Source organism: Amycolatopsis sp. cmx-11-51 (assembly GCF_047608665.1).
Lineage (GTDB): Bacteria > Actinomycetota > Actinomycetes > Mycobacteriales > Pseudonocardiaceae > Amycolatopsis.
The window spans coordinates 35235-48496 of sequence record NZ_JADNQO010000020.1 but is presented as its reverse complement, the minus strand read 5'-3'; the positions used below and the strand labels follow the sequence as shown (position 1 = coordinate 48496).

Sequence of the window (13262 nt, the reverse complement as noted above, 5' to 3'; positions counted from 1 at the left end):
GCTTACCTCCGAGTGAGTTCTCCATCCATGCCCCCGCCGCCGCCCTCAACGGACGCGCTGCGCGCGCGGATGGAATCCATGCAGCTTGCCACGGAACCAACCCGGGTCGCGACATCCGCACGGGTGCGGAATCGTTTCAGTGCGTCCCTCAGCGCGGCGTGACGAGGTAGACGACGCCACCCGGAGCACCGGAGACCCCGCCCGTGGTGTTGTACCGCTTGGTGCGCTGCCAGATCGTCTCGAACTGGTGTCGCTTGTAGACGCTTCGGACCTGGTCGTTGCTGCTGGCGGCCGGGTCGTTCGCGATCACGTCACCGTCCTTCGTGAAGCCGACGACGACCATGATGTGCCCGGCGGTGCCGTAACCCGCGCCGTCGAGTTCCTCGGCCTTGAACGACTGTGACGTGATCACCGGGATGCCGCGCGCGATGTAGTTTTCGAGTTCGTTCAAGGAGTGCAAACGGGTGATGTGCCCACGCAGTCCGAGTGAAGCGGCGTACGCGGTGTTGAACGGCCAGTTGCCGGTTCCGTCGTAAGCGTGATCGAAGGTATAACGGGCGGCGTACGCGACGGTCGGATCGACGTAACCCTCCGGGATCCACGTCATGTCCTCGCGCCTGGGCCGTTTGCCCCAGTACTCGGCCACCATTTCGGTGGACGTCGGGCTGCACCAGCTCTCGCCGCCACCGCCGTACTCGGGGAATTGTCCTTTGTGGAGGTTCTGGGCGTAGGCGGGCACCTTGAGTTCGATCCCGGTGGCGCGGCCCGGTTGCGTCGCTCGGACCTCGAACCGGTCCGGGACCAGCGACGTCATCGCGCCGAGCGAGGTCACCGACGGTGTGGCACGGGAACCGGCCTCGCGGTACAGGCTGACCCGCAGTTGGTACGACCGGAGCGCGACGCCCGCCTTCATGACCAGCGTGTCGACGTCGACCGCGGCGTCGGCGTCGCTCTGGCCGTCGACGCTGGTGCGTTTGATGTCGGCGTCCCCGCTGGCCCACCGGCCCATGACGTACCAGGCGGTCTCGGCGCCCGACGAGGTTCGGCCCTTCGCCTCGATCTTGAGCCAGGTCTTGGCGGGTGTCTTCGCGTTCCACGAGGCGATCAGCTGAGAGGCGTCGAACCCGTGCTTGTGGCTCTTCGACGTCCATTGGCCGTATTCGTAGGTCTTCGTGGTGCCGAGTGCGGGTTCGGTGTGTTCGATGGTGCCGATCGGGCGGTCGATGCGCAGTTCGCCGTGGTGCAGGTCGAGCCCTTCCAGCCTGCCGTCACGGAAACCGCGCTGACCGGACCATTCGTGGTAGTCGATCGACTCGTCGTCCGGCTTGCCGGGGCTCGCCTCCACCGCCTGTGCCGTCACCGCGGTCATCGTCGCGATCGTCAGCAGCGTGACCAGCCCTCGTATGCGCATCCCGGCTCCATCCTCCGTGTCCACCCAGTAGGCAAGGGATTTTCGCCGGTCACGCGAGGTATGTAAACAGTTGTCTGCAAGACGGCTCGAGTCTGTGTCACTTTCGCGACCAGCCCCCGCGTTCAGTCCTCTGGTTGCGGTGCTTGCGTGTGCAAGTACCGCAACCAGAGGACTAAACGCGGGAGATCCAGGCCGCGGGTCAGGCGAGGGGGTTCGGCAGCAGGAGTTCGGTGTTCCGGTCCTGTAGCGTCCCGACGGCGGTGAGCGAGGCGTGGATGTCGTTGTAAGAGAACTCCCGATACAGCGAAGCAAGCGCTTGCGTCGAGGTGTCCGAGTACGCGGCCTCGTACGGCGCTTCGGCCTCGATCAGGGTCGTGAACAGCGACAACGTGCCGTCAGCGTTGTCGGCGACCTCGATGATCCGCGCGTGCTGCGGGAAGTCGATGTGCGACGCGGTGTTGATCTCCCAGAAGCCCTGCTTCGCCGTTTTGCCGGGGCGCGGGGTGATCTTGTTGTGGTGCGTGTGCCCGTTGACCCATGCCAGCACGTTCGGGAACCGGTTCAGCAGCGAGACGAAAGTGTCGCCGTCGAGCCGCGGCTCCAGCGGGTGCCGCGCGTCCGGGAGCACGTTGCCCATGGTGTCGCTGGTGTGGTGGCTGAACAGGATGAACAGCTCGTCCGTCACGTTCCGCGTGACCTTGCGGCCGAAGAAGTCGTAGTACGTCGAGCTGTTGCGCTTGAGCGTGTTCTCCACCCAGGTGAACTGCCCGAGCCCGATCGACCCGTCCGCGAGCCCCGCCATCGTCGTGGTGTCGAGGCTGATGCCGACGACACCCGGCGCGATCCGGAAGGTGTAGTACACATTCCGCCCGTCGGCGTTGTCGCCGCTGAACCCGTGCCCCACCGGGCCTGGGCCGGTGTTGGCCGCGTCGAGGTGGCGCTGGACGAACTCCGCGGTGCTGAACGGCCGCCGTCGCGCGTCGGGGGTGATCTCGCGGATCGTGCCCGAGCCGCCGAACAGCTCCGTGATGGGTACGCCGGACCCCGAGCCGATCGCCTTCGCGAGCTTCCTCGACGTCGTCTCGTCCTTGCCGATCACCTTGAACCGGCCGGTGTACCAGGCGTCCATCCCCGGCAGGTCCGGCAGTGTGCCGACGATGCTGTCGTCGTGGTTGCCGAAGGTGCAGAACCACGGGACGTCGAGACCGGGCGAGGTGAACGTGTTCGAAGCCGCGTCGAGCAGGTCGGGCAGCTGCGGGAAACCCTTCTTCGTGTAGGCGTCGTCCAGCGTCTTGCCGGGGTTCCAGTAGTGCGACGAGCCGGACGTCTGGACGCCTTCGTGCGCGTTCGGATCGCCCGACGTCGGGTTCACCGTGCCGCCGTTGAGCACCTTGAGGAACCATTCGAGTTCGATCAGTTCGTGGTTGTCGGTGTTGTCGCCGGTGGTGACCATGAAGTCGATCGCCCGCCCGGTGAACGGGCCCGCCTCGAGGCTGTTCACCCGCTCCACCAGCGCCGTCGTCGCGACCGGGCCGAGTGTCTCCTGCGGCCGGTGCGCCGAGCCGATGAACGGGTGCAGGTACTCGAACCGCGCCGGGCTCTCGGCGTCGGTGAAGTGCAGGTCGGTGAACTGCGCGAACGAGGCCATCGCCCGGCGCCGGTCGTCGCGGCCGGACTTCGGCGCGGCGAGATCGCCCCTGACCACGAGCGGCCAGCCGGGGCCCGCGGTCAACCGGGTGTAGCCCGGACCGCTCTTCACCGGCGCCGCGGCGGATTCCAGCGTGGTACCCGCGGTGCGCACCGCGCGGCTGGTGGTGCGTGCCAAAGCCCGGTCGAGCGCGTTGGCGGTCGGGGTGCACAGCAGCAGGCCGACGCCGGCGGCGCCTGCCGCGGTGAAGGTGCGCCTTGAGATGTCGGACATGGCGGTGCCCCTACTCGTCGCGGGTGGATGTCGCGGAAGGACGATGCCGGAAGACGTTAGCCGTGGGGTGAACGCCAGAAAAGGGCAATACGAAAGATTGTCACGTTCGGCCGAACGTTCTCGCGTCGTGGTCGTTAAGCTGGTCGCTCGGCGAGTGAGGAGGTGGCCCGGTGGGTGCTTCGGCCTGGTCCGTCCGCGGCCGGTTCGACGGTGATCCGGAAGCGGCGCTGGACGCGATGAAGGCACGCGTCTTCGAAGAGGGCGACTACCTCTGGGAAGAGGACGAGCTCGGCCGCCCGGATTCGGTCGAGGAGCTCTACGAGGTGGAGAGCGTCCAAGAGTCCGGGACCCATTCGGTGCTCGACGTCCACGAGTTCATCAGCGCCACGGGTGAGGACGACTTCGGCACGATCCGGCCCTTGACCGACGCCGAACTCCTCATCGCCTTCGGTACCGAGGAGCCGTCCGTCGCCGGCTTCGACGAACTCGACAAGGCGGGACGGCTGCCGTACGAACGCCGTCCGCGCTGGAGCGCGAACTGTGCGCTGCTCTACGAGGACGACGTCGCCGTCGAACTGGCCATCTGGGGCGTTTCCGGCGACTAAAGGCGTGTCTCCCAACTGGGGTTGGCAGGTTGGGCGGGGACACGCGTGCGCGTTTTTCGGCCGGAGGCCTCGGATTCGCGGAGGCGGGCCGCTGGTACGGCTGGGTGAGGGACCAGCCGATGCCGCGGCCCGGCTGCGGAAATCCGAAAGCACGTCCTACCCGGTTTGCCGAGCGAAAGCCCCGCCGAGTCTGGAATCCTTCGTCGGACTTTCGTGCGGAGACGGTTTCCGCCAAGCGAGTGCCCGGTCGGCGGCCGTTCCCGCGGCAACGCGGCCGCGTCCCGGTGGCTCAGCAACAGGGCGCGAGGTGCACCGGGCCGCGCTCGGCTGGCCAAGTGTGCCTCCGTCGTTGGTCGCCGACGGCGGCGCGGTGATCCTGTCGACCGTACTGCTCGTCGCTTACGTCCGCTCGCGGCGGCTCACGCGGACAGGCGACCCAGTTCCGCTTTGACGGCCTCGATGGCGGCCTTCGTCTCGGCGACCGGATCGGCACCGTCGCGGACTATCCGGCCCACTGCCTCGACGAGCACGGTGTTCGCCATCGGCGTCCACAGTGGACCGGCGGCGCGACCGGTCTCCTTGACCAGCCGGGCGGCGTCGTTCGCGGGGGCGATCTTGTCGAGCACGCTCAGGCGTGCGGGCAGATGGAAGCCGAACTTGGTGGCGAACTCCTGCTGGAAGTCGGTGCGCTCCAGCCACAGCCACTTGACGAAGTCCTTGGCGGCGTTGGGGTTCAGGCTCTTCGAATGCACCATCGCGCTCAACCCGCTGACCGGGACGGACGGCGCGCCCGCCGCGTCGAGCCGGGGGAAGGCCAGGATGCCGAAATCGTCCTCCATGGTGTCCTGGATCTTCGGCAGATTCCACAGCCAGGTCCACTGCATGGCGGTGAGCCCGTCGATGAACGGGATCGGGTCCGCCCAGTCCGTCGAAGTGCCCAGCAGCAATGAACCGTTGAGGTCACGCAGTTTCGTGAACGCCGTCGCGGCGCGGGGATCGTCGAAGCCGACGGACTTGCCGTCCTTGACGTAGTCGAGGCCCGCGGCCCACAGCAGCGGACCGGCGAGCGCGGCCGCGCCGGCGTCGTTGCCCGCGAACAGCCCTTTGACGCCGTCTTTGGAGAGTCTCCTTGCCACGTCGACGAGTTCGTCGAGCGTCTGTGGCGGCTGGACTCCGGCCTCCTGCAGGAAACTCTTGCGGTAGAAGAGGACCTGGGTGTCGAGTGCCTGCGGGATCCCGTACGTCTTGCCGTCGACGATCTGGGCCGCGAGTGCCGCTGCGGTGAAATCGCCTTTTACGGAGCCGATGATGTCGTCGAGTGGGACGAGGAGGTTCTGCCGGACACGGTCGACGGTGACTTGGCCTTCGAAGACATCCGGAACCGGGCCCGCCTGGAGTGCGGCGGCGAGTTTCGTCTCGTAGTCGTCGGGATTCCACTGCACGGCGACCTTGGACTTCTGGTACGCGGCCGCGTAGCGCGTGACGGCTTCCTGGACCCCCGATTCGGGGTACGGGTGGTACCACTGGGAGAGGTCCACCGGCTTCGGTTTCGGCCGGGTCACCCCGGCGGAATAGGCCGTCGAAGGTGGCGGGTTTCCTGATTGGACAGTGTTCGACCCGCAGGCGGAGAGCGCGGCCGTCCCCGCCAGTGCCAGGAACGTCCGCCTGCTTGTCTTACGCACCAACAAAACCCTTCCGTGAAGGTGATCTTGAGAGACAGCGTCCCTCAAGATCACCTTCACGGAAGGGCAGGCGCGCGGGAGATTAACCCGTTAGAGCTGACTGATGTCGAGCTTTCCCTCGGAGTGGAACGCCCGCAGCCGCTTCTTGTCGAACTTGCCGACACTGGTCTTGGGGACTTCGTCCACAAAGGTCCAATTCTCCGGAAGCTGCCACTTCGCGACCTTGCCGGACAGGAACTCGCGCAGTTCTTCGGCCGTCACGGTCTGGCCTTCCTTGACCACGACGGCGACCAGCGGGCGCTCGTCCCACTTCTCGTCCGGGATGCCGACCACGGCCGCCTCGGCCACCGCGGGGTGGGCCATCACCTGGTTTTCCAGGTCCACCGAGGAGATCCACTCGCCACCGGATTTGATGACGTCCTTCGCGCGGTCGGTGAGCGTGAGGTAGCCGTCCTGGCTGATCTTGCCGACGTCGCCGGTGCGCAGCCAGCCGTCGTGGAACTTCTCCGGGTCGGCCCCGTCACCGGTCGTGCCGCTGTAGTACGACCCCGCGATCCACGGGCCCTGCACCTCGAGTTCGCCGACGCTTTCGTTGTCCCAAGGCAGTTCCTCGCCGTTGTCGCCGATCAGCCTCGCGCTGACGGACGCCGGGAACCGGCCCTGGGTGTAGCGGTACTCCCACGCCTTCTCGCCGGTGGCGGCGGCGGGCGGACGTGCGACGCTGCCCAGCGGCGACGTCTCGGTCATCCCCCAGGCGTGCAGGATCGGCACGTCGTAGCGGTCCTCGAACGCGTGCATCAGCGACGGCGGCGCGGCCGAGCCGCCGACGATGACCTCGCGCAGGTGGGAGATGTCCTGCGGGTTCGCGTCGAGGTGCGAGAGCAGGCCCTGCCAGATCGTCGGGACGGCGCCGGCGAAGGTCGGCTTCTCGGTGTCGAGCATCTGGGCGATGGGGGCGGGCTGGAGGAACCGGTCCGGCATCAGCAGCGACGCGCCGACCATCAGCGCCGCGTACGGCATGCCCCAGGCCATCGCGTGGAACATCGGGACGATCGCGAGGGCCTTGTCGTGCTGGGCCAGCCGCATGCTGTCGGTCATGGTGACCTGCATCGAGTGCAGCCAGATCGACCGGTGGGAGTACGCGACGCCCTTCGGGTCACCCGTGGTGCCCGAGGTGTAACACATCGCGGCGGCCGAGCGCTCGTCCACCTCGGGCCAGTCGAAGGTGTCCGGCTGGGCGGCCAGCAGCTCGTCGTAGGAGTGCACCTGGACGCCGTCTGGCGCGGTGAGGGTGGAGGCGTCGCCGTTGGCCACGATGACGTGACGCACGGTCTTCAGCTTGGGGAGCTGCTTCGCGAGCAACGGGACCAGCGTGCCGTCGACGATGACGACCTGGTCCTCGGCGTGGTTGGCGACGAAGACCAGCTGCTCCGGGAAAAGCCGGATGTTCAGCGTGTGCAGCACCGCGCCCATGGCGGGGATGGCCAGGTAGGCGGCCATGTGCTCGGCGTTGTTCCACATGAAGGTGCCGACGCGCTGGTCGCCGGTGATACCCAGGCTCCGGAGGGCGTTGGCGAGCCGCGCGGCGTGCTTGCCGAGCTCACCGTAGGTCTCACGACGGGCTTCTGAACCGGTCCAGGTGATGACTTCGCTCGCGGAGTGCACTCCTGCGCCGTGGCGGAGCAGTCTGGCGATGGACAGCTGTCCGTCCTGCATCGTGCTCAACATCGTGTACTCCCGGTAGTGCTCGGTCGCCGGTGAACTGGGGTTGGGTCGACTCTAATCCGGCTGGGGTGAACTGGTCAGTAACGTCGCGGGCAACCGTTCGGTCACAGTGTCGCGCTATCGGGTGTCCGCCGGTTCGGGTCAAGATCGTCAATAATTCGTATTTTTCCTACCATGAAACGAAAAATGGCTAACAGTGCGAAGTCGAGGTATCGCTCATAAGGGTGATGAACGCCATCGAAACACCGCCCGAAAGGCGTGTTTCCGCAGGCTGGGGCGGTTGCCCATGACGTGGTCGAGGGGTAATAAGTGCGTGTCGGTTTCACGGTCGCGGAACGGGTGGCGTTTACTGGGGCCGTGGTACAGAGACGGCTGGCCAGCGCTTGCTCTCGCAAGCATGGGTAAAGGCCGTCGGCCGCGAAAGCGGAGACCTGAGATGAAAGGACTACTACGTTGGCTCTGCCCACGTTGACTCCGGAGCAGCGCGCCGATGCCCTCGCCAAGGCGGCTGAGGCTCGCAAGGCGCGCTCCGAGCTGCTTGCGTCGATCAAGTCCGGCAAGGAGAGCATCGACAAGGTGCTCAAGCAGGCCAAGGAGAACAAGACCATCGGCAAGACGAAGGTCACGCAGCTGCTGAAGGCCGTCCCCGGTCTGGGCGCGGTCAAGGTCGCCGCCCTGCTGGAGCAGGCCGGCATCGACCCGGACCGGCGCGCCGCCGGCCTGGGTGAGCGGCAGCGCGAGGCCCTCCTCGAGGCGCTGAAGTAACGCTTCCGCCCAGGTCACGGGCTGACCAGGGGAAGGTGTCGCCCGAGAGGCTGTCGCCAGGGCGACACCTTCCCCTGGTCTCAGCCGGAGCCTGGGACGCTGGTGGGGTGACGACCAGTACCGCACCAGCGACCCCGGCAGACCTGGCCGCCCGCTACGAGCGGGGAGACTTCCTCCTGGCCACGGCTCGGCACGCGCTCCTCGCGAGCGGGGCCGCGGCCACCGCGACCGACACCGATCCGGCGCGGTTGTCCCGGGCACTCCCGGGGCTGTTCACCGACTCGGGTGCTCCGATCGCGGTCGGAGTGCTGCCCTTCGACACCACCTCGACGCCGAGCCACCTGGTTCTGCCTCGTACGGTGCACCGCGCGTCGGCCGATCACGCGGCCGTTCCGCCGCGCACCGCGCTTCCGGGGCCGGTGAAGGTCACTCCCGTGCCCGAACCGGAGGCGCATCTCGCCGCCGTCCGCGCGGCCGTCGCCGCACTGAGCGACCGTGACCTGCGCAAAGTGGTTCTGGCCCGTGCGCTCGATCTCGGCTTCGCTGAGGCCGTCCCGGTCGCCGACGTCGTCCGGAACCTCGCGAACGGGAACCCCCGGCACACCACCTACGCCGCGCAGTTGCCCGGCGGGCGCACGCTGGTCGGCGCCACTCCCGAACTCCTGCTGTCCCGCACCGGTGGTTCGGTCGTGTCCAGGCCGCATGCCGGGTCGATGCCCCGGTCGGCGGACCCGGCGATCGACAAGGCGAACGGTCAGGCACTGCTGGCGTCCGAAAAGGACCACCTCGAACACGCCGTGGTGGTGGAGTCCGTCGTCGAGATCCTCCGGCCGTTCTGCCGTGCCCTCGACGTTCGCGGCCCCGAACTGGTCACGACTCCGGCGATCTGGCACCTCTCGACGACCGTCACCGGCGAGCTGATCGACCAGGACGTCACCGCGCTGGACCTCGCCGCCGCGCTGCACCCGACGCCCGCCGTCTGCGGTACGCCGACCGACGCCGCGCGCTCGCTGGTCCAGGAACTCGAGCCGTTCGACCGCGCGTACTATGCGGGTGCCGTCGGCTGGGTCGACGCGGCCGGAGACGGTGAATGGGCCGTCGGGATCCGGTGCGCGGAGATCGCCGACACCTCCATGCGGCTGTACGCCGGCGGCGGCATCGTGCCCGCTTCCGACCCCCGGACCGAGCTGGACGAGACGTCGGCGAAGTTCCGCACCCTGCTGGCCGCCATGGGCCTGGAGATCTAACCCCCACGCGATTAGTCCTCTAGTTGCGGTACTTGCACGCGCAACTACCGCAACTAGAGGACTAATCGCGTGGGGGTCAGAGGGTCGCGAAGTCTTCGGTGACCGAGATTTCGTCCGCCGTCAGCAGTGCGACGGCGGCCCGGTAGCCCTCGGTCGCCTTCAGGTCGGCGAGCCGCGTCCGTGCGGGGTCGAGGGCCGCGTTGCCCGACCGGACCAGCCGCGCCTCCTCGTCGTACCCGGAGAACGTGATGCTCTGCAACGGGATCTTGAGGCCCTTCCCGGTGGCCTTCATGACTGCTTCCTTGCGCGTCCAGTACGTGAAGAACGCCGTCGCGCGCTGCTCGTCGAGCAGGCCGGCGATCGCGGCCTGCTCCGGCGGGCTCAGCGCGTACTCGATGAGCGAATCATCGGCTCGCCTGCCGGCGGTCTCGACGTCGAGCCCGACCGGGGTCCCGCTGGTGGCCGCGACGCCGATGAGGTCGCCGGAATGCGAGATCGACAGCATCAGCGCCGCGCCGGGCACCCTGGGACGGCCGTGCGGTTTGCCGCAGTCGTCGCAGGTCGCGTCGAAGCTCACGTCCTCGACGGCCAGGCCGAGCCGTTCGGCGGCGACGGTCTTCGCCAGCACTCGGCCGGTCAGGAACCGGCGTTTGTCGATGTCCTGGCGGTAGTTGGCGTACCGGCCCTGCTCGAGCTCGTCGAGCAAAGCCAGGAACCGGGGTTCAGCGGGCAGGGGCGGGGACCAGCGGACCGCACATTCGATCACATCTCCTTCTTACCCGATTCCGCCCCGGCTTCACTCGGATGTTCGTCGAGAAGCGTCGCTTCGTCGAACGGTGATCGGCCGTTCAGGGTCCGGTCCAGCTGCTCGCGGTCGATCTCCTTGGTCCAGGTGCCGATCAGCACGGTCGCGACGGCGTTGCCCGCGAAGTTCGTCAGCGCGCGGGCCTCGGACATGAACCGGTCGATGCCGACGATGAACCCGACGCCGTCCACCAGTTCCGGCCGGTGCGACTGGAGACCGCCCGCCAGCGTCGCGAGCCCGGCACCGGTGACGCCCGCCGCACCCTTGGACGCGATGATCATGAACACCAGCAGCGAGATCTGCTCGCCGATGGCCAGCGGTTTGTCGAGCGCGTCCGCGATGAAGATGGACGCCATCGTCAGGTAGATCGCGGTGCCGTCGAGGTTGAACGAGTATCCGGTCGGCACGGTGATGCCGACGACCGGTTTCGACACCCCGGCGTGTTCCATCTTCGCGATCAGCCGCGGCAGCGCCGATTCCGACGACGATGTCGACAAGATCAGGAGGAACTCGCGGCCGAGGTATTTCAGCAGCTTGAAGATGTTGACCCTGGCCAGCAGGCCGAGGATCAGCCCGAGCACCACGAAAACGAACAGCGCGCAGGTGATGTAGAAGCCGAGCATGATCACCGCGAGGCTCTGCAGTGCCTTCCAGCCGGTCTCGCCGACGACGGCGGCGATGGCGCCGAACGCGCCGACCGGGGCCGCCCACATGATCATCGCGAGGATCCGGAACACGAGCCGCTGGATGTGCTCGATACCGCGCCGGATCGGCTCGCCCTTCGTGCCCAGTTTCTGCAGCGCGAACCCGGTGAGCAGCGCGACCAGCAGCGTCTGGAGCACCTCGCCCTCGGTGAACGCCGAGACCAGCGTTTCCGGGATGATCCCGAGCAGGAACTCGACGGTGCCCTCGCTCTTGGCGATCTGGCCCTGGCCCTTTTCGGCGATCTCCGGGGTCAGATGCAGGCCGGAGCCGGGCTGCAGGATGTTGCCGATGACCAGGCCGATGACCAGCGCGACCGTCGACATCACCAGGAAGTAGCCGAGCGCGAGCCCGCCGACGCGGCCGACCTTCGCGGCCTTCGCCACCGAGCCGACGCCCAGCGCGATCGTGCAGAAGATGATCGGCGAGATCATCATCTTGATCAGATTCACGAATCCGGTCCCGAGCGGCTTCAGTTCCTTGCCGACCTGGGGGAACAGGATGCCGACCGCGATGCCGAGCACCACCGCGGCGATGACGGCGATGTAGAGGTAATGGGTGCGGTCCCGCTTCGCCGCGGGTTGTTCCGTGCTCATGGGTGCCCTTCGACGAGAAGAGAACAGGTCGCGAAAACTTATGACAACTTCTCGGCGAACGACAACCGAAGCGGTACGCTGAACTAAGCGAGCGCTTAGTCAATGCCGAACAGGAGCGGGCCGACCATGGATTTCTCTCTGAGCGTCGAGGAACGCGAGGTGCGCGACTGGGTCCGCACGTTCGTCCAGCGCGACCTGATGCCGCGTGAGCAGGAGGTGCTGCGCCGCGAACGCGCCGGTCAGCCGGGCCTCACCGGCGAGGAACTGCGCGAACTCCAGCTGAAGGCCAAGGAGTCCGGCTTCTGGGGCGTGCAGACGCCCGAGGAGTACGGCGGCATGGGCCTGTCCGCGGTGATGACCGCGTTGCTGGAGGCCGAACTCGGCCGCACGTTCGTGCCGTTCCGCTTCGGCGGCGCCGCGGACAACATCCTCTACTACGCCAACGACGAGCAGAAGGAGCGCTATCTGCTCCCGACGATCTCGGGCGAACGCAAGTCGTGTTTCGCGATCACCGAACCCGGCGCTGGCTCGGACGCCAAGGCCATCCGGACGTCCGCCCGCAAGGACGGCACCGACTGGGTCATCAACGGCGAGAAGACCTTCATCACCGGTGGCAACGAGGCCGACTTCGTGCTGGTCTTCGCGATCACCGACCCCGAGAAGGGGGCGAACGGCGGCGTCACCTGCTTCCTCGTCGATCGCGACGCGGGCTGGAAGTCCGAATACATCGACACCATGGGTGAATGGGGCCCGGCGGCGCTGGTCTTCGAGGACGTCCGCGTGCCGGAGACGCAGATCCTCGGTGAACTCGGCCACGGTTTCGACCTGGCCATGCAGTGGATCGGCGCCGGCCGCTACCTGCTGCCCGCCCGCGCGATCGGCTCCTGCGAACGGCTGATCTCGATGGCCATCGAGCACGCCAACACGCGGGAGACGTTCGGGCAGAAGATCGCCGAGCGCCAGGCGATCCAGTGGATGATCGCGGACTCCGGCACCGAACTGGAGGCGTTGCGCTGGCTGGTGCTGCACGCCGCCTGGCAGGTCGACCAGAAGCTGGACTCGCGGCACGCGCAGTCGATGGCGAAGCTGTACGGCGGGGTGAAAGCGAACGAGATCGTCGACCGCGTTTTGCAGATCCACGGCGGAATGGGCTACACGCGGGAACTGCCGGTCGAGCGGTGGTACCGCGAACTGCGGCTGCTGCGGATCTACGAGGGCACCGACGAGATCCAGCGCCGGACCATCGCGCGCAACCTGCTGAAGGGGCACGTCAAGGTGGGCGGCACCCTGGGCTGAAGCGCCCTGCCAGAACGATCACTCCCCAACCGGGTGGCGACGCAGTGAAGGCCTCCTTCCTTATTCTCAAAGTAGGGAAGGAGGCCTTCACGGACCTCTCGGCCGACTCTCCCACGCCAGGTGACAGGGCGTGAGGAAAGTCCCGTTCAGTACATCGGCAGGCTAGTCGTCGTCCTTCTGGGTCCGCATCGCGATCGGGACCCCGGCCAGGTCCTCCTCGTTGCAGAGAAGTTTCACGTCATAATACGGCGAACCCTTGCGGTCGTCGTAGTCGAGATGGACGGCCAGCACATCGACCGGTTCCCCGAGCCACTCCTGAGCCTGGCGTAGCCATGTCGCGCACCGTTCGAGGGCCGTGGGCAGGTCGTCGTCGCGGAATCCCACCGGGCGGTAGGGGACGTCCTGCACCTGATCACGGGGGTTCGAAGGCATCGGCAACGCCGGCGAGAGACCCGAGTCGTCCAGTTCGAGTTGGATCGTTTGCTCAGTCACCCTTCGAGCGTCCCC

Annotated in this window: 11 protein-coding genes; 4 read left to right on the top strand and 7 right to left on the bottom strand. The window is 67.3% G+C overall.

All coding sequences use genetic code 11. From position 1 onward, the window contains the following. Window positions 1–148: 148 nt before the first annotated feature. Complete coding sequence (locus ACM6LU_RS35815) at window positions 149–1411, bottom strand: C39 family peptidase (RefSeq protein WP_414942291.1); 1263 nt, start codon at window positions 1409–1411, stop codon at window positions 149–151. Between the two features lie 199 nt (window positions 1412–1610). Continuing rightward, complete coding sequence (locus tag ACM6LU_RS35810; RefSeq protein ID WP_414942290.1) at window positions 1611–3332, bottom strand: TIGR03767 family metallophosphoesterase; 1722 nt, start codon at window positions 3330–3332, stop codon at window positions 1611–1613. Window positions 3333–3502: 170 nt separating this feature from the next. Between ACM6LU_RS35810 and ACM6LU_RS35805 the strand changes: the two genes are divergently transcribed. Beyond that, entirely contained in the window at window positions 3503–3937 is a 435-nt protein-coding gene (locus tag ACM6LU_RS35805) for a hypothetical protein (protein WP_409493723.1), read from the top strand. A gap of 419 nt (window positions 3938–4356) precedes the next feature. Here ACM6LU_RS35805 and ACM6LU_RS35800 read toward each other — a convergent pair whose 3' ends face one another. Together ACM6LU_RS35800 and ACM6LU_RS35795 are read right to left on the bottom strand one after the other, a co-directional pair. Further along, the gene (locus tag ACM6LU_RS35800; RefSeq protein WP_414942289.1) at window positions 4357–5619 is read right to left on the bottom strand and encodes an ABC transporter substrate-binding protein; all 1263 of its coding nucleotides are present in this window, start codon (window positions 5617–5619) and stop codon (window positions 4357–4359) included. Between the two features lie 90 nt (window positions 5620–5709). After that, on the bottom strand, window positions 5710–7347 hold the full coding sequence (locus tag ACM6LU_RS35795; RefSeq protein ID WP_414942288.1) for a long-chain fatty acid--CoA ligase: 1638 nt from the start codon (window positions 7345–7347) through the stop codon (window positions 5710–5712). A gap of 450 nt (window positions 7348–7797) precedes the next feature. On the opposite strand from ACM6LU_RS35795, the gene mihF reads away from it, so the two are divergent. Then, window positions 7798–8109: an integration host factor, actinobacterial type gene (mihF, locus tag ACM6LU_RS35790; RefSeq protein WP_005155963.1), complete on the top strand. Its 312-nt coding sequence runs from the start codon at window positions 7798–7800 to the stop codon at window positions 8107–8109. A gap of 107 nt (window positions 8110–8216) precedes the next feature. Continuing rightward, entirely contained in the window at window positions 8217–9356 is a 1140-nt protein-coding gene (locus ACM6LU_RS35785; protein ID WP_414942287.1) for an isochorismate synthase, read from the top strand. Window positions 9357–9432: 76 nt separating this feature from the next. On the opposite strand, the gene ACM6LU_RS35780 is transcribed toward ACM6LU_RS35785, so the two are convergent. Next, entirely contained in the window at window positions 9433–10122 is a 690-nt protein-coding gene (locus ACM6LU_RS35780; RefSeq protein WP_414942286.1) for a 4'-phosphopantetheinyl transferase family protein, read from the bottom strand. Further along, on the bottom strand, window positions 10119–11459 hold the full coding sequence (locus ACM6LU_RS35775; protein WP_414942285.1) for a cation:dicarboxylate symporter family transporter: 1341 nt from the start codon (window positions 11457–11459) through the stop codon (window positions 10119–10121). The genes ACM6LU_RS35780 and ACM6LU_RS35775 overlap by 4 nt, the downstream gene beginning before the upstream one ends. Before the next feature lie 126 nt (window positions 11460–11585). Here ACM6LU_RS35775 and ACM6LU_RS35770 point away from each other — a divergent pair, with 126 nt between their 5' ends. After that, the gene (locus ACM6LU_RS35770; RefSeq protein ID WP_414942284.1) at window positions 11586–12755 is read left to right on the top strand and encodes an acyl-CoA dehydrogenase family protein; all 1170 of its coding nucleotides are present in this window, start codon (window positions 11586–11588) and stop codon (window positions 12753–12755) included. Between the two features lie 162 nt (window positions 12756–12917). On the opposite strand, the gene ACM6LU_RS35765 is transcribed toward ACM6LU_RS35770, so the two are convergent. Then, window positions 12918–13247: a hypothetical protein gene (locus tag ACM6LU_RS35765; protein ID WP_414942283.1), complete on the bottom strand. Its 330-nt coding sequence runs from the start codon at window positions 13245–13247 to the stop codon at window positions 12918–12920. Between the last annotated feature and the right edge of the window lie 15 nt (window positions 13248–13262).